The sequence below is a fragment of the Hydrogenophaga sp. PBL-H3 genome, from assembly GCF_010104355.1.
In the GTDB taxonomy this organism is placed as follows: Bacteria; Pseudomonadota; Gammaproteobacteria; order Burkholderiales; family Burkholderiaceae_C; genus Hydrogenophaga.
This window is the reverse complement of sequence record NZ_CP044972.1, coordinates 3,020,434-3,041,103: the sequence shown is the minus strand read 5'-3', so window position 1 is coordinate 3,041,103 and position 20,670 is coordinate 3,020,434. Positions and strand designations below refer to the sequence as shown.

General features: G+C 65.2%; 21 protein-coding genes. 9 read left to right on the top strand and 12 right to left on the bottom strand.

Annotated elements, in window-relative coordinates; translation table 11 throughout:
• Positions 1–36 precede the first annotated feature (36 nt).
• A complete protein-coding gene (locus F9Z44_RS14050) occupies positions 37–858 on the bottom strand; it encodes an alpha/beta fold hydrolase (RefSeq protein ID WP_159607142.1) in 822 nt (273 codons plus the stop codon).
• Between the two features lie 127 nt (positions 859–985).
• On the opposite strand from F9Z44_RS14050, the gene F9Z44_RS14045 reads away from it, so the two are divergent.
• The 6 genes from F9Z44_RS14045 to ntrC all read left to right on the top strand — a co-directional run bounded on the left by F9Z44_RS14045 (position 986) and on the right by ntrC (position 7,878).
• A complete protein-coding gene (locus F9Z44_RS14045; RefSeq protein WP_159607140.1) occupies positions 986–1,882 on the top strand; it encodes an EI24 domain-containing protein in 897 nt (298 codons plus the stop codon).
• Between the two features lie 31 nt (positions 1,883–1,913).
• Complete coding sequence (locus tag F9Z44_RS14040; protein ID WP_159607138.1) at positions 1,914–2,729, top strand: competence/damage-inducible protein A; 816 nt, start codon at positions 1,914–1,916, stop codon at positions 2,727–2,729.
• Between the two features lie 264 nt (positions 2,730–2,993).
• Entirely contained in the window at positions 2,994–4,409 is a 1,416-nt protein-coding gene (glnA, locus tag F9Z44_RS14035; protein WP_159607136.1) for a type I glutamate--ammonia ligase, read from the top strand.
• Between the two features lie 191 nt (positions 4,410–4,600).
• Positions 4,601–5,122: a hypothetical protein gene (locus tag F9Z44_RS14030; protein ID WP_159607134.1), complete on the top strand. Its 522-nt coding sequence runs from the start codon at positions 4,601–4,603 to the stop codon at positions 5,120–5,122.
• Positions 5,123–5,241: 119 nt separating this feature from the next.
• Positions 5,242–6,267 carry a nitrogen regulation protein NR(II) gene (gene glnL / locus F9Z44_RS14025; protein ID WP_236574137.1) on the top strand — a complete coding sequence of 342 codons (1,026 nt, stop codon included), beginning with the start codon at positions 5,242–5,244 and terminating at the stop codon, positions 6,265–6,267.
• Between the two features lie 51 nt (positions 6,268–6,318).
• The gene (gene ntrC, locus F9Z44_RS14020; protein WP_159607130.1) at positions 6,319–7,878 is read left to right on the top strand and encodes a nitrogen regulation protein NR(I); all 1,560 of its coding nucleotides are present in this window, start codon (positions 6,319–6,321) and stop codon (positions 7,876–7,878) included.
• Here the strand turns inward: ntrC and xth are convergent.
• The 7 genes from xth to F9Z44_RS13985 are packed head-to-tail and all read right to left on the bottom strand — an operon-like array spanning position 7,865 to position 13,726.
• Positions 7,865–8,641, bottom strand: coding sequence for an exodeoxyribonuclease III (xth, locus tag F9Z44_RS14015; RefSeq protein WP_159607128.1), 777 nt, complete (start codon positions 8,639–8,641; stop codon positions 7,865–7,867). The genes ntrC and xth overlap by 14 nt on opposite strands.
• A 4-nt stretch (positions 8,642–8,645) precedes the next feature.
• The gene (locus tag F9Z44_RS14010) at positions 8,646–9,158 is read right to left on the bottom strand and encodes a dihydrofolate reductase (RefSeq protein WP_159607126.1); all 513 of its coding nucleotides are present in this window, start codon (positions 9,156–9,158) and stop codon (positions 8,646–8,648) included.
• A gap of 4 nt (positions 9,159–9,162) precedes the next feature.
• The gene (locus F9Z44_RS14005) at positions 9,163–10,068 is read right to left on the bottom strand and encodes a DMT family transporter (protein WP_236574136.1); all 906 of its coding nucleotides are present in this window, start codon (positions 10,066–10,068) and stop codon (positions 9,163–9,165) included.
• A gap of 7 nt (positions 10,069–10,075) precedes the next feature.
• The gene (locus tag F9Z44_RS14000) at positions 10,076–10,906 is read right to left on the bottom strand and encodes a thymidylate synthase (protein ID WP_159607124.1); all 831 of its coding nucleotides are present in this window, start codon (positions 10,904–10,906) and stop codon (positions 10,076–10,078) included.
• Positions 10,903–11,808 (bottom strand): lytic transglycosylase domain-containing protein, encoded by a 906-nt coding sequence (locus F9Z44_RS13995; RefSeq protein WP_159607122.1) that lies wholly within the window; start codon positions 11,806–11,808, stop codon positions 10,903–10,905. The genes F9Z44_RS14000 and F9Z44_RS13995 overlap by 4 nt, the downstream gene beginning before the upstream one ends.
• A complete protein-coding gene (locus F9Z44_RS13990; protein ID WP_159607119.1) occupies positions 11,805–13,241 on the bottom strand; it encodes an FAD-binding oxidoreductase in 1,437 nt (478 codons plus the stop codon). Before F9Z44_RS13990 ends, F9Z44_RS13995 begins: the two co-directional genes overlap by 4 nt.
• Complete coding sequence (locus F9Z44_RS13985) at positions 13,238–13,726, bottom strand: DUF2069 domain-containing protein (RefSeq protein WP_159607117.1); 489 nt, start codon at positions 13,724–13,726, stop codon at positions 13,238–13,240. The genes F9Z44_RS13990 and F9Z44_RS13985 overlap by 4 nt, the downstream gene beginning before the upstream one ends.
• 35 nt (positions 13,727–13,761) lie before the next feature.
• Between F9Z44_RS13985 and F9Z44_RS13980 the strand changes: the two genes are divergently transcribed.
• Positions 13,762–15,048 (top strand): YihY family inner membrane protein, encoded by a 1,287-nt coding sequence (locus F9Z44_RS13980; RefSeq protein ID WP_159607115.1) that lies wholly within the window; start codon positions 13,762–13,764, stop codon positions 15,046–15,048.
• 7 nt (positions 15,049–15,055) lie between these two features.
• Here the strand turns inward: F9Z44_RS13980 and F9Z44_RS13975 are convergent, their stop codons facing one another.
• Entirely contained in the window at positions 15,056–16,339 is a 1,284-nt protein-coding gene (locus F9Z44_RS13975; RefSeq protein ID WP_159607113.1) for a cytochrome P450, read from the bottom strand.
• Between the two features lie 90 nt (positions 16,340–16,429).
• Between F9Z44_RS13975 and F9Z44_RS13970 the strand changes: the two genes are divergently transcribed.
• Entirely contained in the window at positions 16,430–16,663 is a 234-nt protein-coding gene (locus F9Z44_RS13970) for a hypothetical protein (protein WP_159607111.1), read from the top strand.
• Positions 16,664–16,666: 3 nt separating this feature from the next.
• Here the strand turns inward: F9Z44_RS13970 and F9Z44_RS13965 are convergent, their stop codons facing one another.
• Both F9Z44_RS13965 and F9Z44_RS13960 read right to left on the bottom strand, forming a co-directional pair.
• A complete protein-coding gene (locus F9Z44_RS13965) occupies positions 16,667–17,485 on the bottom strand; it encodes an alpha/beta fold hydrolase (RefSeq protein WP_159607109.1) in 819 nt (272 codons plus the stop codon).
• A gap of 2 nt (positions 17,486–17,487) precedes the next feature.
• A complete protein-coding gene (locus F9Z44_RS13960; protein WP_159607107.1) occupies positions 17,488–18,798 on the bottom strand; it encodes an O-acetylhomoserine aminocarboxypropyltransferase in 1,311 nt (436 codons plus the stop codon).
• Positions 18,799–18,929: 131 nt separating this feature from the next.
• Between F9Z44_RS13960 and F9Z44_RS13955 the strand changes: the two genes are divergently transcribed.
• Positions 18,930–19,397 (top strand): CBS domain-containing protein, encoded by a 468-nt coding sequence (locus F9Z44_RS13955; RefSeq protein ID WP_159607105.1) that lies wholly within the window; start codon positions 18,930–18,932, stop codon positions 19,395–19,397.
• Between the two features lie 61 nt (positions 19,398–19,458).
• On the opposite strand, the gene F9Z44_RS13950 is transcribed toward F9Z44_RS13955, so the two are convergent.
• The gene (locus F9Z44_RS13950; RefSeq protein ID WP_159607103.1) at positions 19,459–20,670 is read right to left on the bottom strand and encodes a polyhydroxyalkanoate depolymerase; all 1,212 of its coding nucleotides are present in this window, start codon (positions 20,668–20,670) and stop codon (positions 19,459–19,461) included.

Below are 20,670 nucleotides of genomic sequence, written 5' to 3'. Positions count from 1 at the left end.
GTACATCCTACATACTGGGTAACTGCGAAATGGCGCTCAAATCAAGTGACTCAGGAAGCCTTGCACCGCTTCAGTCAGTCGATCGGGTTGATCGCGGTGAGGGCTGTGTCCGCACTGGGCAAGCTCGACCTTGATGGCCCGGGGGATCGCCGTTTCAATCGATTTCAGTTGCTCCATGGTGCCGTACTCGTCGTCCACACCTTGCACCAACAGCAGAGGCGCGGTGATGGAGCGTATGTCATCTCTGATGTCGAATGCGTGGAATGCCTCGCTGAGCCAGACATCGTTCCACTGCCAGAAGGCGTTGTCGACGTCCCGATGGTGGCGGGCCAGCCGCTGCCGCAGGCCATTCTCGGACTGTGGCTCGGCCTCATAGAGCGTTTTCGCTTGAGCGATGGCGGTCAAAGACATCGCTTCCACGAACACATGGGGTGCGATCGCCACGCAGCCGGTCAGGTCATGGCGTGCTGCATGCAGCAACGCGATGGTGGCACCATCGGAGTGACCAACCAGCACCGGGCGGGCGATGCCCAGCCGCTGGAGCAGTTGTGGCAGCACCTCGTTGGCCTCCAGATGCATGTAGTCGGGTTCGTGGCGTCCGATGTGCCATGGTCCACTGCGGCGGGGGAGGCCCCTCACGTCCTCCACCGGGTCGGATTGACCGTACCCGCGTCTTGAATACAGCCAGCCCTCGCGCCCTGTCGCCGCGCACAGTTCGGCGGGCCAATGCCGCCCCCGCTGCTGCCAGAGCGACACGCTTCCCAGGCCCTCGTGCAAGAAGACCAGTGGAGCCTTGTCGATTGGGCCGGGAATGTGGGCTACTTCGAGCGCCACGCCAGAAATCACGATGCGGTTCATTGTCCGGATGCTAGCTTTGGAGCGGCGGTGAGCTTGTCTTCAACGTGATCGGCAGCTCCCCCGCGATACGTCGATCCGAGGCATTTCGCGCCCGGTCTGTGTCTTGGATTGGTTGTATTCTCATGAGATGAGTTTGTTGTTCGATTCTTTCTGGCGGGCCGTCGCGTACTGTGTGCACCCCAGGGTGATCGCCCTGTCCTTCCTCCCGTTGATCTTGATGGTCGTCCTGTCGTTCGGGTTGGGGTATTTCTTCTGGGAGGGTGCGGTCGCCTCGGTGGGGGCCTGGCTGGCTTCGTTCGAGCTGGTGGAGACTTTGCTGGGCTGGATGGACCAGATCGGGATGGGTCCGCTCAGGGGCGTGTTTGCACCTCTGCTGGTGTTGGTGCTGGCCACGCCCGTGATCGTGTTGTTGTGTCTGTTGCTGGTGGCGATGTTCATGACGCCGGCCATGGTGGATCTGGTGGGCCAGCGTCGCTTTGCAAGCCTGGAGCGCAAACACGGTGGGTCTCTGGTGGTCAGTGTGCTCTGGTCGCTGGGCTCCACCTTGCTCGCCATCGTCGCGTTGGTGATTTCCCTGCCGCTGTGGCTGGTGCCCCCTTTGGTGTTGATTCTTCCGCCCCTGATCTGGGGCTGGCTCACTTACCGCGTTTTTGCGTTTGATGCGCTGGCCACGCATGCCAGCAGCGAAGAGCGCAAATCCATCTTGAAGGAGCACCGCGGCAGCCTGCTGCTCATGGGGGTGCTCAGCGGTTATCTGGGCGCTGCGCCGAGCCTGTTGTGGGCCTCCGGCGCCATGTTCATTGCCATGGCGCCGTTGCTGGTACCGCTGGCCATCTGGATCTACACGCTGGTGTTTGCTTTCGCGTCGCTGTGGTTTGCCCACTTTGCACTTGCGGCGCTGCAGCGACTGCGTGCCGTCGTGCCAGTCGAAGTGCTGGATGCCGACCCCGAGCGTGTTCGCCCGACTGACGCACATCCCGACACGCCGCAGTTGCGGGGGCCAGACCACACAGGTGCGGCGTAACTTCTCTCTTCCATTTATTGTTGGGCACCTCATGACGCCAGCCATCGGCCTGATCATCATTGGCGACGAAATTCTCTCAGGCAAGCGCCAGGACAAACACCTGTCCAAAGTCATCGAACTGCTGAGCGCACGGGGCATGTCGCTCTCCTGGGCGCGGTTCGTGGGCGACGACCGCAAGAGCATCACGGCCAACTTGCGTGACGTCTTCGCGCAGCCAGGCATCGTGTTTTCGTGCGGCGGTATCGGAGCCACACCAGACGATCACACGCGCCAGTGTGCCGCTGCTGCGCTCGAGGTCGAACTGGCCTTGCATCCCGAAGCCAAGGCCTTGATCGAGTCGCGCATGCGTGACGTGGCGGCCGAGCAAGGCCAGGTCTTCGACCCGCAGCGTGCGGACAACGTGCACCGCTACAACATGGGGGTGTTTCCGGTGGGCTCGACCATCATCGAGAACCCGTACAACAAGATCCCTGGCTTCAGTTGCGCGGGTGTTGGTGGCGGGCAGGTGCACTTCGTACCTGGTTTCCCCGTCATGGCATGGCCGATGATTGAATGGGTGCTGGACCATACCTACGCTCACCTGCACCAACAAGGGTCCTCGCTGGAGCGTTCGGTGATCGTGATGGGCGCCATGGAGGCCGCGCTGACACCGTTGATGGAGCAGATCGAGCGCGAGTATCCGGTCAAGGTATTCAGCCTGCCCAGCGTTGACCATCCCGAGTTCGGGCGCCACATCGAGCTGGGCGTCAAAGGGGCCTCCGGCGCTGTTGCAGATGCCTTTGCCAGTCTGCTCGCTGGCCTGCGTCTGCATGGGGCCGAACTGGGCCCCGAAATGGTGCGAAACTAAAGTGCACAAATATGGTGCACTGAATGATGCATGCACCGTGAGTGTGCGATGCGTCCGTTCATCGGTCCAGCCTTCGCGTTGAACCCTGAAAACCACGGGCAGCCGCCATGGCGCGGGCCTTTATGGCGCATCTCCTGCGCCATAATCCCCGGGCGTTTGGAGACGAATGCCCCGTTCAGGTGAATCTGGGGGGCGTTTGGCACAAATACTGCTTCATCCCCAAGTCGATTTTCATTTTTCACTCACCAGCTACAGGAGTATTTGATGGCCAAGACCGTCGCAGACGTGATGCAAATGGTGAAGGACAACGACGTCAAGTTCGTTGACTTCCGTTTCACCGACACCCGGGGCAAAGAGCAGCACGTCACCGTGCCTGTGTCCCACTTCGACGAAGACAAGTTCACCTCGGGCCATGCGTTCGACGGCTCTTCGGTTGCAGGCTGGAAAGGCATTGAAGCCTCGGACATGCAACTCATGCCCGACTCCAACACCGCCAACATCGACCCCTTCTTTGAAGAGACCACGCTGTACCTGCAGTGCGATGTGATCGAGCCGGGCGACGGCAAGGCCTACGACCGCGATCCGCGCTCCATCGCCAAACGTGCCGAGGCTTACCTCAAGGCGTCTGGCCTGGGCGACACCGCTTTCTTCGGACCAGAACCCGAATTCTTCATCTTCGACGGCGTGCGCTGGAGCAACGAACCCGGCCGCGTGATGTGCGAGATTGAAGAATACGAAGCCCCGTGGAACAGCGGTGCCAAGCTCGAAGGCGGCAACCGTGGCCACCGTCCCACTGTCAAGGGCGGCTACTTCCCCGTGCCTCCCGTCGACAGCACGCAAGACATGCGCGCCGAGATGTCCCTGATCCTCGAATCGCTGGGCATCCCGGTCGAGGTGTTCCACCACGAGGTGGCGGGCGCAGGCCAGAACGAAATCGGTACCCGGTTCAGCACGCTCGTGGAGCGCGCCGACTGGACGCAGGTCTTGAAGTACGTGGTGTGGAACGTGGCCAATGCCTACGGCAAGACCGCCACCTTCATGCCCAAGCCCTACGCTGGCGACAACGGCTCCGGCATGCACGTTCACCAGTCGATCTGGAAAGATGGCAAGAACCTGTTCGCTGGCGACGGCTATGCTGGTCTGAGTGATTTCGCCCTGTATTACATCGGCGGCATCATCAAGCACGCCCGTGCGCTCAACGCCATCACCAACCCTGGTACGAACTCGTACAAGCGCCTGGTGCCCGGCTTTGAGGCCCCGGTGAAGCTGGCCTACTCGGCCCGCAACCGCTCGGCCTCGATCCGCATTCCGTACGTGGCGAACCCCAAGGGCCGCCGCATCGAAGCGCGTTTCCCCGATCCTTCGGCCAACCCCTACTTGTGCTTCTCGGCTCTGATGATGGCCGGCCTGGACGGCGTGGAAAACAAGATCCACCCGGGTGAAGCCGCCACCAAGGATCTGTACCACCTGCCGCCCGAAGAAGACAAGCTGGTGCCGACCGTGTGCCACAGCCTCGACCAGGCGCTGGAGTACCTTGACGGCGACCGCAGCTTCCTGACCAAGGGTGGTGTGTTCACCGACTCCATGCTGGACGCCTACATCGAACTGAAGATGGGTGAAGTCACGCGTTTCCGCATGGCACCGCACCCCGTCGAATTCGACATGTACTACAGCCTGTGATGGATCGCCCGGCTTGGCTGGGCGCTCATGCAGACAAGGGACGGCGCGAGCCGTCCCTTTTTGTTTCGGGGCGACATCTGGCCCCGTCATCGGGGCCGGCGGCGGCACTTTTCAAAGCGATTTCCGTCATACTGATTCGCGATGAACGGCGCCAGTCTTTGCCGTGTCGACCCAACGGAGACTTTGTGCCCATGTCCGCTCTGCCTTTCTCTTTTGTCCCATGCCTCGCCGCAGGTGCTGTGGCCTTGTGCAGCCTGCAAGTGCTGGCCCAGGAACGCATTTACCGCTGCGGCAACGAATACACCAACAACGCGCAAGTGGCCAAGAGCCGCAACTGCAGCCCGATGGAGGGTGGCAACATCACGATTGTCGAGGGCGTCAAAACCGCGCCGGCCGCGCGCGCCACGCCGGCTGCCGCCCCTCGCAGTGGAGCCGATCGAGTGGATCCCAATGCCCAGCGTGCGCGCGACAGCGATGCCAAGGTCATTCTGGAAGCCGAGTTGCGCAAGGCCGAGGAGCGTCTTGCGCAGGCGCGCAAGGAGTACGCCAACGGCGAGCCCGAAAAGCAGGGCATCGAATCGCGCAACTACCAGCGCTACCTGGACCGCGTGGCCGAACTCAAGGCCGCCGTGGCACGCGCCGAGAGCGATGTTGCAGGTCTTCAGCGGGAGCTTGGCCGGCTGCCTGCCGCGCCGGGCAATGCCGCAAGATGAGCGGCCTGAAAAAAACACCATCGCCAACTCCCATCAAACGCCGGGCACTGCCCCAGCCGACGGGTGCTGGTGGCGCGAAGCGGCCCGCTGCCACACCGGGGCGCTTTCAGTCGCTGGACATGCTGGCCACTCTGGTGGCGGTGGTCGATGCCGATGGGCATGTGCTGTATGCCAACGCGGCACTGGAAGACGCGCTGGGCACTTCTCGTCGCAGCATCGCCAACACCCTGTTTCAAGATTGCTTCACCGAACCTGCGCTGCTGGAGAACGCGCTCAGTGGTGCCCGAGGCAACGAGTTTGCTGCCTTGCGCTACGACGCCTGGCTCAAACGGGTGAATCACGAAGCCCTGCCGGTGCACGTGGTGGTGGCGCAAACCGAGAGCAAGGGGGAGGTGGTTGTGGAGCTGCTGCCGCTGGAGCAGCAGGCCCGGCAGGAGCGAGAGGAGCGCCTGATCGATCAGGCGCAGGCCAACAAGGAGCTCATTCGCAACCTGGCGCACGAGATCAAGAATCCGCTGGGCGGGATTCGCGGCGCAGCGCAACTGCTGCAGATGGAACTCGATTCGCGCGAGCTCATTGAGTACACCCAGGTCATCATCCACGAGGCCGACCGCTTGCAGTCGCTGGTCGATCGTCTGCTCGCGCCGCACCGTCGTCCGCACGTGGTGGGCGACGTGAACATTCACGAGGTTTGCGAGCGGGTGCGCTCCTTGATACTGGCCGAGTTTCCCAGGGGACTGCGCGTGGTGCGCGACTACGACGCTTCCATTCCCGAGTTTCGCGGTGATCGCGAACAGCTCATCCAGGCCGTGCTCAACATTGCGCACAACGCGGCGCAAGCGCTTGCCGAACGCATCGCAGCGGGCGACGCGCAGATCATTTTCAAGACCCGCGTGGGACGGCAGGTCACGTTTGGCAAGCAGCGCTATCGCCTGGCATTGGAATTGCATGTCATCGACAACGGGCCTGGCGTTCCAGACTCGATCAAGGACCGCATCTTTTTCCCGCTTGTGTCGGGACGCGATGGCGGTTCCGGCCTGGGGCTCACGCTGGCGCAAACCTTTGTCCAGCAGCACCACGGATTGATCGAGTGTGAGAGCGTGCCGGGATGCACGGACTTCAAGATCCTGATCCCCTTGCCCTAGAACCGACACACCATTGCCGAGCGCTGAGCCACAAGAAGGGACGACACCAACATGAAGCCGATCTGGATAGTGGACGACGATCAATCGATCCGCTTCGTGCTCGAAAAGGCGCTGTTGCGCGAGAACCTGCCCACACGCAGCTTCACCAATCCGCAGGACGTGCTCAAGGCTCTGACGGACACGCCCGAGAGTGAAGGCCCGCAGATCCTGGTGAGCGACATCCGCATGCCCGGCGGCTCCGGCCTGGAGCTGCTGGAGAAGGTCAAGGAAATGCTGCCCGGCTTGCCGGTGATCATCATGACGGCGTTCTCCGATCTTGACAGTGCGGTCTCGGCCTTCCAGGGCGGCGCTTTCGAGTACCTGCCCAAGCCGTTCGATCTGCCCAAGGCGGTGGAGCTGATCCGTCGCGCGGTGGAGGAGAGCCAGCGCGAGGAGGTGGCCGAAGAACGCATGACCGCCGCGCCCGAGATGCTTGGGCAGGCGCCGGCCATGCAGGACGTGTTTCGCGCCATCGGGCGGCTGAGCCAGAGCCAGGTCACGGTGTTGATCACCGGGGAGTCGGGCTCGGGCAAGGAATTGGTGGCACGTGCCCTGCACAAGCATTCACCGCGCGCCGCCGGACCGTTCGTGGCCATCAACACGGCGGCCATCCCGAAAGATCTGCTGGAGTCCGAACTGTTCGGCCACGAGCGCGGTGCCTTCACCGGTGCGCAGACGATGCGCCGAGGCCGCTTCGAGCAGGCCGATGGCGGCACGCTGTTCCTCGACGAGATCGGCGACATGCCGTTTGACTTGCAGACGCGCTTGCTGCGTGTGTTGTCCGACGGACACTTCTACCGAGTAGGGGGCCACAGTGCAGTGCGCGCCAACGTGCGCGTGATCGCGGCCACGCACCAGAACCTGGAGCAGCGCGTCAGGGAAGGTGTGTTCCGTGAGGATCTCTTCCACCGCCTCAACGTGATCCGTCTGCGCCTGCCCGCCTTGCGCGAGCGCCGTGAAGACGTGCCCATGCTCACGCGCTTTTTCCTGCAGCAGAGTGCCAAGCAATTGGGCGTGGAGCCCAAGCGCATTTCAGAGTCGGCCATCCGGTTGCTGGGCACATTTGATTTTCCGGGCAACGTGCGGCAACTGGAGAACGTTTGTCACTGGCTCACCGTGATGGCGCCCGCCCAGGTGATCGAACTCAAGGACTTGCCGCCCGAGGTGCTGGCCATGGCGGGTACGTCGGTGGCGGCGTTGACGGCATTGCCTGATGCCATGGTCACGCCATCCGCGGTGGCACCGATGGCCGCCGCAGCGACACCTGCGGTGCTCTCGGACGCGTCGCACATTGGGTTGCCCACATTCGCTGCGTCCGACTTGGTGCCGGTGCCCGATGCCGTCACGGTGGCATCGGTGCCAGGCTGGGAAACCGGTCTGCAGGTGGAGGCTTTGGCCTTGCTGGAAGAAGGCCGTACCGATGTGTGGGATGTGCTCACGCGCCGATTTGAGACCAAGCTGATTCAGACAGCCCTGGTGAACACGCGAGGGCGGCGCATCGAGGCGGCGCACAAGCTGGGCATCGGGCGCAACACGATCACCCGGAAAATCCAAGAACTCAACCTAGAGTGATCACCACCGGTGCGTGGTCGCTGGGTTGCGGGTTCTTGCGGGGCGCGCGGTCGATGGTGCAGGCCTTCACCGCACCGCGCAGCGCCTCGCTCACCAGGATGTGGTCGATGCGCAGCCCGCGGTTCTTCTGGAAGCCCAGCATGCGGTAGTCCCACCACGAGTAGCTTTTCTCGGGTTGCTCGAACATCCGGTAAGCGTCGGTGAGGCCCAGGGCCAGCAGATTCTGGAAGTGCGCGCGCTCTTCCACCGTGTGGTGGATGGTGTCTTTCAGGCCCACGGGGTCAAACGAATCGCGGTCCTCTGGCGCCACGTTGAAGTCGCCCACCAGCACCAGCCGGGGGTGCGCCTGCATTTCTTCAGCGATCCAGCGGTGCAGCGCGGCCAGCCACTGCAGCTTGTAGGCAAACTTCTCGCTGCCGGGCTCCTGTCCGTTGACGAAATAGCAGTTCACCAAGCGCAGCGGGCCCTCGGGCGTGTCCAGTGTCGCGGCGATCACGCGGGCTTGTTCGTCGGTGTGACCGGGGATGTTGCGCACCACGTCGCGCAGCGGTGTGCGGCTCAAAATGGCCACGCCGTTGTAGGTCTTCTGGCCGAAGGCGGCGGCGTGGTAGCCGATCTCCTTCAAGGCCTCGAAGGGAAACTTCTCGTCAACCAGCTTGAGCTCTTGCAGGCCCAGCGCGTCCACAGGGTTCGCGGCCAGCCAATCCAGCACCTGGGGCAGGCGAACGTTGAGCGAGTTGATGTTCCAGGTGGCGAGTTGCATGGCTTCAGCGAGTTTGGATGTAGGTGACGAAGGCGAACGGCAGACCGTTGGCCGCCGTGTGCGATTCGCGCGCGGTCTCGCGCCAGGTAGACCCGAACACCGGTGCGAAGGCGTCGCCGTCGAAGTCTTGTGCGATCTCGGTGACCACGGCCGTGTCGGCCAGGTGCAGCGCGGCGGCGTAGATCTGCGCCCCCCCGATCACCCAGGCTTCGGCGCCGGGCGGGCACAGCGCGATGGCGTGCTCAAGCGAGCTTGCACGAGCTGCGCCCTCGGCCTGCCAGGCCGGGTTGTGCGTGATGACGATGTTGAGTCGGCCCGGCAGCGGCCGGAACTTCGCCGGCAGCGAATCCCAGGTCTTGCGACCCATGATCACCGGGCAACCCAACGTGGTGCGTTTGAAGTGCGCCATGTCTTCCGGCAGGTGCCAGGGCAGGGCGTTGTTCCGTCCGATCACGCCGTTGGCGGCGCGCGCAAAGATCAGGTGAAGGCGAGGACTGGGCGGTGCGGTGTCGGACATGCCGCTATTGTGCCGCCGACCCCGAGCTGGCCCTTTGGGTGCGCGTCGGCAGCAGCACGCTGGCAATGGCCATCATCACGAAGCCGATGGCCACCCAGTCCTGCCAGTGCGGCACCTCACCCACGATGAAGGTGGCGCTCAGTGTGCCCACCAGCGGGATCGCCATGACGCTCATGGCGCTGGTGGCCGGTGGCAGGTCGCGCGCCATGCCGAACCAGATCAGTTGCGCCACGCCGTAGTTGATGAAAACGCCATACACAAGGCTGATCCACAGGGGAATGGAGAAGGTCGACGGTGCGGGCAACGGCTCCAGCGCGAGGGCCAGCGCCCACACGACCCCGCTGCCGAGCAACAGCATCCACACCGTGACCACCATGGGCGAGAGCGTGAAGTGCGCTCGGCGAAACATCAGGGTGCCCAGGCCCCAGCAAAACGCCGCGCCCAGCATCCAGGCGATGCCCACCGGCCGCCCGCTCAGGCTCTGCAGTTCGTGCCACAGCAGCAGGCCGATGGCGATGCCCGCGCACACCACTGCCACGCGCACGCGCGGTGTGATGCGCTCGCCAAAGAACGCAGCGCCGATCAGCACGGTGAAGATCGGCATGGTGAAGCCCAGGATGGCCGCGCGCCCCGAGGCCAGCTCCTTCACGCCGAAGATGGACAGCGTGTGCCAGCCCAGCACGTTGGGCAGGCCAAGCCAGGCAATCGTGGCCCACTCGGCGCGGGCAGGCCACATGCGCTCGCCGCGCCGGGCCACATAGGCAAACAGCCAGAGCGCGCCCAGCAGCATGGTGCTGGCGCGGAAGTACAGGGGCGTGAGCTCCTGCAGCGAAAGCTTCATCATGGGCCAGTTCACGCCCCACATGAGCGTGAGCGCGAGCAGCGCCCACAGTTGGCGGCGGTTGATCACGCAGGCGTCACACGGCGACAGGCGCCTTGATGGCCGCGTGGTGTTGGTAGTCCTGCACCTCGAAGTCTTCGAACTCGTAATCGAAGATGCTGGCCGGACGGCGCTTGATGTGCAGGCTGGGGTAGGCCAAGGGTTGGCGCGAGAGCTGCAGCGCCACCTGCTCGTGGTGGTTGCTGTAGATGTGGCAGTCGCCACCGGTCCAGATGAAGTCGCCCACATCCAGGTCGCACTGTTGCGCCACCATGTGCGTGAGCAGCGCGTAGCTGGCGATGTTGAAGGGCACGCCGAGGAAGATGTCGGCGCTGCGCTGGTAGAGCTGGCAACTGAGCTTGCCACGGCCACCGGGCTCGGTGGGGGGCGCCACGTAAAACTGGAAGAAGGCGTGACAGGGCATGAGCGCCATCTTCGAGAGCTCGGCCACGTTCCATGCGCTCACGATGATGCGGCGCGAATCCGGGTTGCTCTTGAGGGTGTTCATCACGTCGGTGATCTGGTCGATGTGACCACCGTCGGGTGTGGGCCAGCTGCGCCACTGAACGCCATAGACCGGTCCGAGGTCGCCGTCCTCGCGGGCCCATTCGTCCCAGATGGTGCAGCCACGCTCCTGCAGCCATTTCACGTTGCTGTCGCCACGAAGGAACCACAACAGTTCCACGATGATGGCGCGCAGGAACACCTTCTTCGTGGTCACCAGCGGAAAGCCTTCGTTGAGGTCGAAGCGCATCTGGTGGCCGAACACGCTGGTGGTGCCGGTGCCGGTGCGGTCTGTTTTCTGGACGCCCGTGGTGAACACATGGCGCATGAAGTCTTCGTACTGCGATCGGATGGGGCGGGTCATGGAAGGCGCAAAGGCAGGGCCGGTGAAGGGGATGTGATGCGGGCGTCGAACGGGTGGTGCTGCAGCGCGAATACCTGCTGGATGCGTTTGATGTAGCCCTGAGTCTCGGGGTAGGGCGGCACGCCGCGGTAGCGGTCGACCGTGCCTTCGCCGGCGTTGTAGGCGGCCAGCACCAGGGGCACGTCGCCCCTGAAATAGGCCAGCAGCCACTGCAGGTACGACAGGCCGCCGCGGATGTTCTGCTCGGCGTCGAACGGCTTGCGCACACGAAAGCGCGCCGCCGTCTCGGGGATGAGCTGCATCAGGCCCTGCGCATTCTTGTCGGAGAGCGCGTTGACGTTGAAGTTGGATTCAGCGCGGATCACCGCGAACGCCAGACCCGGCTGAATGCCGAACTGCGGCGCCAGCTTGTGCACGATCTTCATGATGCGCTGCTCCTCGGGTGTGTCCACGAGGGTCTGGTAGCGGGTGGCAAGCTCGGTCACTTCGGCCGCCTGTCTGGCTTCATTGGCCTTTTGCAGGTCGCTTCTTTCGGCCAGCTGAACGCACTCGGGTTTGTCGGCCTGCGTGGCCAGGCGGTTGAACATCGCCTCGGCCTTGGTGTCGCCGAGCAGCGCGGCGCGAGCGAACCAGTGCGCGGCATAACCATCGTTGCGCGCCACACCGCGGCCGTTGGCGTAGATCCAGCCCAGGTTGTAGGCCGAGGTCGCGTCGCCCGCCAGAGCGGCCTGGCAATACAGGCCGATGGCTGCCTCGGTGTCCCGCTTCACGCCTTCGCCATGCTCGAAAGCCTGTGCCTGATCTCGCCAGGCCTGGCGCTGGGCCGCATCCACCGCGTGCGCCTGCCCCGCGGCAGCGAGCGCCAGCGCCAGCAGGAGGCGGAGCAGGTGTCGGCGGATCATGGTGTGAGGACGCGGCCAGGGTTCATGAGGTTGTGCGGGTCCAGCGCCTGCTTGATGGCCCGCATCAGACCCAGTGCAACCGGGTCCTTGTAGTGGGGCAGGTGGTCGGCCTTGAGGCTGCCCACGCCGTGCTCGGCGCTGATCGAGCCATGGTAGCGCGCCACGGCGTCGAAGACCAGCGTGTTCACGCGCGTTTCCTGTTCGCTCAGGAAGTTTTTGGCATCACCGCCGGCGGGCGCCTGCACGTTGTAGTGGAGGTTGCCGTCGCCCAGGTGGCCGAAATTGACCAGCCGAACGCCCGGGATCTCGCGCTGCAACAAAGCGTCGGTCTCGGCGCAGAAGGCCGGGATGCGCGAGACCGGGATGCTGATGTCGTGCTTGATGTTCAGGCCTTCTTCGGCCTGCGCCAGGGGGATGCTTTCGCGGATATGCCAGAGCGCATGGGCTTGCGCCAGGCTCTCGGCCACCACCGCGTCGCTCACCAGACCCTGCTCGAAGGCGGTTTCCAGCAGCCGCTCGAACTGGGCGCGGGCGTGTTCTTCGGATTCGCTGTCGCTGTTTTCCAGTAACACACAGTAGGGTGTGTCTTGCCACAGCGGCACGCGCAACTGAGGCATGTGCTTGTCCACCAGGCTCAGCGCAAACTGCCCCATGACCTCGAAGCCGGTGAGGCCTGCGCCCAGGTGCTGGTGCGCCAGCCCCAGCAGGGCCACGGCGGCGTCCAGCGTGGGCAGGGCCGCCCAGGCCGTGAGCTGCGCGGCGGGCAGCGGGTACAGCTTGAGTGTGGCGGCGGTGATCACGCCCAGCGTTCCTTCGCTGCCCACGAACAGGTCGCGCAGGTCGTAGCCGGTGTTGTCCTTGCGCAGGCCACTCAGGCCTTGCCACACCTCGCCCTGGGCGGTCACCACCTCCAGGCCCAGGCACAGGTCGCGCGCATTGCCGTAGCGCACCACCTGCGTGCCGCCGGCGTTGGTGGCGAGGTTGCCGCCGATGCTGCAGCTGCCTTCGGCCGCCAGGCTCAGGGGGAACAGGAAGCCTGCCTTTTCTGCCGTGTCCTGCAGGGCTTGCAGCACGCAGCCCGCCTCCACCGTCATGGTGAGGTTGGCTGGGTCAAGGGCGCGCACGGTGTTCAGGCGCATGAGGCTCAGCACCACCTGCGTGCCCGATGCGTCGGGCACCGAGCCCACCACCAGGCCGGTGTTGCCGCCCTGGGGCACGAGCGATGCGCCCGCCCGTGCGCAGGCCCGCACCACGGCAGCCACCTCGACCGTGCTGCCAGGGCGCACCACGGCGAGTGCCCGGCCGTGCGCGCGTTTGCGCCAGTCTTGCTCCCAGGCCGACAGATCGGTGGCCGGGTCTTCGTGCGTGAGCACGTGCATGGCACCCACAGCCTCACGCAGTTCCGTCAGCAGGTCGAGGTGTTGCGGGCTCATGGTTGTGCCGGTGAGATGGGCGCCGTGCCTTGCGCGGCGGCAGTGGCGCTGGCCACGTCGGCCGCCACGGCTTCCTTGCCGGCCGCGCGCAGGCGGATGCGCACGTGCAGGGCGCAGGCCACAAACAGCGCCACGCACAGCAGCGTCTGGACCAGTGCCAGCCAGACCGAGGGGCCGGTGTCGCTGGTGGCGCGCACCACACCTTCGGTGAAGTACAGCCACACGATCAGGCTGACCCAGCGGTAGGTGTACATGCGGTTTTTCAGCAGGCCGGCCAGCGGGATGGTGAGGGGCAGCACCTTGAGGACCAGCCACGAGCCGCCCTCGCGCAGCGGTGCCAGCCACATTTCCCAGAGAAAGCCCAGCACGATCAGGCCCAGCAGGCTGGCCACGGCAAGCCAGCGCGTGGCGTTGATGGCGCGTGCTGGATCCCCCTGTGCAAGGGGGTGGGCGTCGGGGGTGGAGGGGGTAGAAATGTGGGGCATGGCGGGGGAGAAAGAGCAGGTGGCATGATACCGGGATGACCTTCAACGAGCGCCTGCGTGCCCTGGAAACCCTCGCTCGCGCCCTGTGGCGCGACGCCTTGAACTTCCCTTGGGCCAACACCGCCATCACCCTGCGCGAACGCTTCCGCGAGGACCGCCTGGGCATCACCGCCAGCAGCCTGACCTTCACCACGACCATCTCGCTGGTGCCCCTGTTCACGGTGGCGCTGGCCATCTTCAGCGCGTTTCCCATGTTCGACCGGCTGCAGGTCACGCTGCAGCGCTGGCTGGTGCAAAGCCTGGTGCCACCCGACATTGCCAAGCAGGTGTTCAGTTACCTCAACCAGTTCGCCAACAAGGCCGGCCAGATGGGCTGGGCGGGCGCGCTGGTGCTGCTGGTCACGGCGCTTGCACTGATCCTCACCATCGACCGCAAGCTCAACGACATCTGGCGCGTGCGCCAGCCCCGCTCTTTCACCCAGCGGGTGCTGGTGTACTGGGCGGTGCTCACCCTGGGACCGTTGTTGCTGGCCGGCAGCCTGACCGTGACGACCTATGCGATCACCCTCTCGCGCGACGTGGTGGCCGACGTGCCTGGCGGTGTGCGCTTCCTGCTGGGCACGGTGCAGTTCATCCTGCTCACGGTGGGCCTGGCCGCGCTCTACCGCTATGTGCCCAACACCCGGGTGCGCTGGAGCCACGCCCTGGTGGGGGCCTTGTTCGTGGGCACCGGGCTGGAGATGGCCAAGAAGCTGCTGGCCTGGTACCTCGCGCAGGTGCCCACCTACTCGGTGGTCTACGGCACGTTTGCCACGGTTCCGATCTTGCTGGTGTGGTTCTACGTGGCCTGGGTGATCGTGCTGCTGGGTGCGGTGGTGGCGGCGTACCTGCCCAGCTTGCTGTCGGGCATCGCACGGCGCGGAGATTCGCCGGGCTGGAGTTTTCAGCTGGCGCTGGAGGTGCTGGAGCAACTGCACACCGCGCGCGACACCGCGCCCAAGGGCCTGAGCCTGGAGGCTCTGGCCCAGGTGCTGCGGGTGGATGCCTTGCAGCTGGAAGAGCCTGTGGCCACGCTGGTGTCGCTCGACTGGCTGGGCCGGCTCGACGAAGACGGCGAACGTTATGTGTTGCTGGTGGTCCCTGGCGACACGCTGATGGCGCCGCTGGTGGACCGCCTGCTGCTGGCGCGCCAGTCGAACACCGCGCGCTTCTGGTCCGAGAGCCACTGGGCCCGGCTCACCCTGGCGCAGGCGCTTGCGGCCACGCCATCGCCGCCGTTGGTCCAGGAGCTGGCCGAAGGCCCCTCGGTCGCCTCGGGCTGAAGCGCCTTCACGCCACCGAGAACGGTGCGTGCAGGAAGCCGCGAAACCGCGCGCGGCCACCACGCAGTGGAGCCTCGGTCAGGCGGAAGTCGGGGAAGCGCTGCAGGAAGCGGCCGATGGCAATGCGTCCCTCCAGCCGCGCCAGGCTCAGGCCCGCGCACTGGTGGATGCCGAAGCCGAAGGCCAGGTGCTTGTTGCCCTCGCGCGCGAGGTCCAGCACTTCGGGGTCGGTGAACTGCGCGGGGTCGCGGTTGGCCGCGCCGATGCACAGCGTCACCAGCGTCCCGGCGGCCAGTTCCACACCCCCCACCTGTGTGTCTTTCACCGCGCGTCGGTTGCCCAGCTGGTTCGACGATTCGAAGCGCAGGAACTCGTCGACCGCGCGGGCGAGCACCATCTCTTGTGCAGTGGTGTCACCTTCTGTCTGCTTCAACGCCGTGTGCAAAAAATGGCGCGCCTGCGGGTGTTCCTGCAAGGCGATCAGACCGTTGCCGATCAGGTTGGTGGTGGTCTCGTGACCGGCGTTGAGCAGGAAGATGCAGTTCTGCAGCAGCTCGACTTCGCTCAGCTGCTCACCGCCAGCCTCGCCCTGGATCAACCGCGTGAGCACGTCGCGCTCCGGGTCGCCGGGGTGCTGGCGGCGCTGTTCCACCAGCGTGCGCAGGTAGGTCAGCATGTCGGTCACGGCCGCGTTGCCCAGGGCCTGCTGTTGCGGCGTGAGGGTGGGCTCCAGCGCGCCCAGGATGGCGAGTGACCAGGCGCGCAGTGGGCCGCGGTCCGGGTGCGGCACATCGAGCAGGTTGCCGATGATCTCCACCGGAATGGCCGAGGCGAAGTCTTCAATCAGGTCGCCGCCGCCACGCTCGGCCAGCGAGTCCAGCAGGCTGTCGACCAGCGTGATCAGACCCGGCTCCATGTCGGCGATCGCCCGGCGCGTGAGCGCGCCCATGATCAGGCGGCGCACGCGGGTGTGCAGCGGAGGGTCGTTGAACACCAGGCTGGTGGTGTGGTGCTCGAACAGCGGGGAACCCACGCCGTACTTGGGCGCGAACTCGACCTGTTTGTCGGAGCTGAAGGTCTGCGCATCGCGGTACACCGCCATCAGGTCGGCGCAGCGCGTGAGAAACACCGAACCGTCGGGCATGCGGCGCACCGGCTCGCTGTTGCGCAACGCGGCGTACACCAGGTAGGGGTTGGCCAGGAATTCAGGCGTGAGCGCGCGCAGATCAAAAGACGCGGCGATCTCGTGGGCCCGGGCGAGGGTCATGGGTGGCGTGATGTCGAAGCTCATGGGATCGAAACAGGTGCTCGGGGCAACGAAGCAGCGGCGTAGCATGCGAGGCAGCGCTGATGGTGGCGTTGGTGAATCAAGGAGAACTTCATGACTTCCTGCATTTCTCGACTGTCCGTGTGGGTGCTGGCACTCTCGTTTCAGACCGCGCCGGCCTGGGCGCAAAGCGTCATGTCGGCACCGGCCTGCCAGTGTTCGGCACCCACGCTGGTGGTCACGGGTGGAGCCAGCGTGGTGCATTGCATGTGCGGCGCCATGTCCTGTGTGATCACCGTGCCACCGTCTTCCGGCAAGGACAGCAGCCAGCTGCAGTGCGTGAAGTGAGGCTCAGGTGGCCAGGAAGTTGCGCATGGCCATCAGGGTTTCCTCGGGCGCTTCGGTCATCTGGTGGTGACCCACCGGCACGCTGGTGACCGACACGCGCAGGCCCTTGGCCCTGGCCGCCGCGATCAGGCCTTGCGCGGCCTTGGGGTGTGTCATCTGGTCTTGGCCGCCCAGCAAAAACAGCACCGGGCAGGTGATCTGCGCCACGGCCGCTTCACCGCCTGCATAGCTGCCGCAGGCCACGAAGCCACGGTGAAACACATTGACCTTCGTGTTGCTGCGCAGCACGCGACGGCCCAACGCCAGGCTGGTTCCATAGACCCAGGTGCCGGGCCCGAGCGAGGACGGTGGCGCGGCCAGCGTGCTGCGCGAGAACACGTTGATCATCTTCAGGCCCTTCTCGGGCTCGTTGAGGGCTGCTTCGATCAGGGCTGGCGAGACCTTCATGGGGTAGGCCGTGCCCACCAGCACCAGGTGGCTCGCACGGTCTTTCAGCCTTGCTGCAGCCTCAAGCGCGATCAGCGAGCCCCAGCTGTGGCCGACCAGCGCGGCCTTCTGCACGCCCGCGGCGTCGAGCAGCGCCACCACGAAATCGGCTGCGGCCTCCACCGAGGCGGGGGCTTCGCCATCGCTCTTGCAGTGGCCTGGCAGGTCCACCGCCAGCACGTTCCAGCCATGGTGGGCGAGGTAGCGGCTTTGCAGCCCCCAGACGCTGTGGTCGTTGAGCACACCGTGGACGAAGACCACGGTGGGTTTGGCCGCATCGAAGGCTTTGCCGCCGGTGTAGCAGTAGGTGGGGGCGCCATTGACGTTGAGGTACATGGTCAGGCTCCGGCTTTCTCGGCCGCCTTGAGCGCGCGCTTCAAGTCGTCGATCAGGTCGTCCGGGTCTTCCAGGCCGATGGACAGGCGGATCGTGCCGGGGCCGATGCCCCCGGCGGCCAGCGCCTCGTCGCTCATGCGGAAGTGCGTGGTGCTGGCCGGGTGGATCACCAGCGAGCGGCAGTCGCCCACGTTGGCCAGGTGGCTGAAGATCTTGAGCGCTTCGATGAATGCCTTGCCCTGTTCGCGGCTGCCTTTGATGTCGAAGCTGAACACCGAGCCCGCGCCCTTGGCGCCAAAGCGCAGCAGCTTGCCCGCCAGGGCGTGGCTGGGGTGGCTCTCCAGCAGCGGGTGGCCCACGCGGCTCACCAGCGGGTGGCTGGCGAGAACCTGCACCACTTTTTCCGTGTTGCTCATGTGGCGGTCCATGCGCAGCGAGAGTGTTTCGATGCCTTGCAGGATCAGCCACGCGCTGTGCGGCGAGAGGCAGGCGCCGAAGTCGCGCAGGCCCTCGCGGCGCGCGCGCAGCAGGAAGGCGCCCACCGTGCTTTCTTCGCTGAAGACCATGTTGTGAAAGCCGGCGTAGGCCTCGGTGAGCTCGGGAAAGCGCCCCGACTTTTCCCAGTCGAAGCTGCCCGCGTCCACCACCACACCGCCGATCACGGTGCCGTGGCCGCTCAGGAATTTGGTGGCCGAGTGGTAGACCAGGTCGGCACCGAGCTCGAAGGGTTTGATGAGGTAGGGCGTGGTGAGCGTGGAGTCCACCAGCAGCGGCACGCCGGCCTCGTGTGCGATCTGCGAGACCGTGGGGATGTCCAGCACGTCCAGCCCGGGGTTGCCCACGGTTTCGCCGAAGAAAAGCCGGGTGTTGGGCCGCACCGCAGCGCGCCATCCATCAATGTCGCCGGGCTTGACGAAGGTGGTCTCGATGCCGAAGCGGCGCATCGTGTAGTGCAGCAGGTTCTGGCTGCCGCCGTAGAGCGCGGTGCTGGCCACGATGTGCGAGCCAGCGCCCATGAGCGTGGCCACGCTCAGGTGCAGCGCGGCCTGGCCGCTGGCGGTGGCAATGGCGCCGATGCCGCCTTCGAGCGCGGCCATGCGCTGCTCGAACACCGCGTTGGTCGGGTTGCTGATGCGGCTGTACACATGGCCCGCGCGCTCCAAGTTGAACAGGGCTGCTGCGTGGTCGCTTGACTCGAACACGAAGGAGGTGGTGAGGTGGATCGGCACGGCGCGCGCGCCAGTGGTGGGGTCGGGTGCGGCGCCCGCGTGCAGCGCGAGCGTGTCGAAGCCAGGGTCTGAATAACCGGACATGGGGAAGTCTCCTCGGAGGGCCGTGCTGTCTCGCCAAGGGCTGGCGCGCACTGGTTTTGAGCGGTATTGTGGGGGTATATTGCACGGACGCCAGCCTTGCTGGGGACACCACCAGAAACAGGAGACCAGACATGAAAGTCAGCGACATCCTTCGCGTCAAGGGCGGCACGCTCTACACCACCCACCCGCTTGAGACGTTGCACCGCGCGGTGGAGACGATGTCCCAGTTCGACATCGGTTCGCTGGCCGTGATGGAACACGGCGAACTGGTCGGCATGTTGACGTTCCGTGAGGTCATCCACACGCTGGCGCGCAACGGTGGAGCGCTTGGCGAGAAGACCGTGCGCACCGTGATGGACGACCACCCGATGACCTGCACCCCCGAAACCGAGCTGGAGCAGGTGCGCCCCATGATGCTGGAGCGGCACACCCGCTACATGCCGGTGATGGACAACAAGATGCTCATGGGCGTGATCAGCTTCTACGACGTGGCCAAGGCGGTGGTGGACAGCCAGAATTTCGAGAACCAGATGCTCAAGGCCTACATCCGCGACTGGCCGGCCGAAGACGAGGCGCAGCCCGCTGCACCTGCGCGCTGATCCGCACAGACCCCATGAAAAACGCCCCGCATGTCGGGGCGTTTTTCATGGGTCAAAGGTTTCAACCCATCGTGGCGTGGATCATGTCCCGGACCCTTGGGTAAATCTGCTGGTTCCAGCGCCGACCGCTGAACACGCCGTAGTGGCCCACACCGGTCTGCACATGGTGCGTCTTGAGGTAGGGGCGCACGCTGCTGCAGAGGTCTTGCGCGGCCACGGTCTGGCCCACGGCGCAAATGTCGTCGCGCTCGCCTTCCACCGTCATCAGGGCGGTGCGGCGTATGGCGGCCGGGTTGACCTTGCGGCCGTTCCAGGTGAGTTCGCCACGCGGCAGGTCGTAGGTCTGGAACACCTTGGCCACGGTCTCCAGGTAGAACTCGGCCGGCAGGTCGTTCACCGCCAGGTATTCCTCGTAGAAGTCCTGGATCGCCCGCGCTTCTTCGGTGCGGCCGTGCTCCAGGTGGTCGTAAATGTTGCGAAACGACTGCTTGTGGCGCTCCGGATTCATGGCCATGAAGGCCGAGAGCTGGATGAAGCCGGGGTAGACGCGGCGCATGAAGCCGGCGTGGGGCAGCGGCACATGGTTGATGAGGTTCTTCTCGAACCATTCGATGGGTTTGCTGGTGGCGAGCTTGTTCACCTCGGTCGGGTTCACCCGGCAGTCCACCGGGCCGGCCATCAGCGTGAGGCTGCGCGGCTGGGCCGGGTTGTCGTCTTCGGCCATCACCGCAGTGGCGGCGAGCGCGGCCACGCAGGGCTGACACACCGCCACCATGTGGCTGCCCGGGCCCACGGCTTCGGTGAAGCGGATCATGTAGGTGATGTAGTCGTCCAGCGAAAAGCCGCCGTGCAGCAGCGACACGTCGCGCGCGTTGTGCCAGTCGGTGATGTACACGTCGTGGTCTTGCAGCAAGGTGCGCGCGGTTTCTCGCAGCAGGGTGGCGAAGTGGCCCGAGAGCGGCGCCACCAGCAGCACCGGCGGCTGCGGCTCCACGCCCTCCTTGCGAAAGTGCAACAAGGTGCCAAAGGGCAGGGTGAGCACGGCTTCCTCGGTCACCGGCACCGCCTGGTCACCCACCATCACCTGGCCGATGTTGTAGGGCGGGCGCGAGTGGGTGAGGCGCAGCCGCGAGAGAACGTCGCAGGCCGAGGCCACTTTGCGCACCACGCTGCGTTCGGTGTCTTGCAGCCACAGCGATGCACTCAGGTGCTGGGCCATGAGCCGCAACGGCGAGAGCAGGTCGGACTGGGTCTGGTAGGCCTGGTACAGCAT